Origin of the sequence: Thorsellia kenyensis (assembly GCF_042432445.1) — a bacterium.
In the GTDB taxonomy this organism is placed as follows: domain Bacteria; phylum Pseudomonadota; class Gammaproteobacteria; order Enterobacterales; family Thorselliaceae; genus Thorsellia; species Thorsellia kenyensis.
The window spans coordinates 1-921 of sequence record NZ_JBHLXE010000001.1 but is presented as its reverse complement, the minus strand read 5'-3'; the positions used below and the strand labels follow the sequence as shown (position 1 = coordinate 921).

Annotated in this window: 1 protein-coding gene; it reads right to left on the bottom strand. The window is 38.9% G+C overall.

Going from position 1 to position 921, the window contains the following annotated elements; translation table 11 throughout:
• Nucleotides 1–790 (bottom strand): IS66 family transposase (gene tnpC, locus ACFFIT_RS00005; RefSeq protein WP_385875232.1); only part of this gene is annotated, 790 nt, incomplete at its 3' end.
• Nucleotides 791–921: the final 131 nt, after the last annotated feature.

Genomic DNA, 921 nt, shown 5'->3' with positions numbered 1-921 from the left:
ATTTATCCTCAATCTGATAAAGTTTAGCACTTTCATTAATAAAATATTGAGCAAATGGATGCGGTGTGACTTTAACTATTTCAGCAAACTTACGACGGACATGGGTAAAGCAACCGACTTCAATAATCGATTCATATTTATCAAACAGGGCTTTATAGCCAGAGTAATCATCCACGACAAGTTTACCCTTGAAGGTTTTTAATATATTTTGGGCGTCTTTACCCTCACGACTGTCAGTGCAATCATAGTAGATGATGGGTATATTAGAATGTATGCTAGAAGCATAAGCCCAGATGTAGCCATGAATAACAGAGCTTCCTCGCCGATTATCTAAGATATTGAGCCGAGTTTCGTCAGCATGAATGACTTCTTGCTCAAGGAGTAATGTCTTGAGTCTTTCAGCGAGAGGTGCAAGTACATTTCCCACTGCAGCTACCCAATCTGATAAGGTGCAGAGTGAAAAATCCACGCCCATTGTTTTAAACAGCTGTTGCTGCCTATAAAGAGGCAAGTGGTAAATGAATTTTTTAGCAACAATCTCAGCAAGCAGGTTATCAGTAGGAATGCCTTTATCAATGATTTCTGCAGGCATAGGCGTTGCAACTAAAGTTTGACAGCAAGTACAGGTGTACTTAATGCGCTTAGTACGAATGACAATAATTTTAGCAGGAATAAAATCAACTTTTTCAGAAATTGCTTCACCGATAGCCGTCATTTCACTAGAGCATGTTTTACAGGTTTTATCTTCTAAATCAATAATACGTTCTTCCCTTGGTAAATCGGGATTAATGACTTTACGGCCACGTGATTTTTTGGGATGAGTACTCGATTCAGCTTTTGCTGACGTATCCTCAGATGCAGGGGGAGATTAAACTTTTGCCAGCTTCATCAGCATTTAAAATCATCCCCTTGCTAAATTTA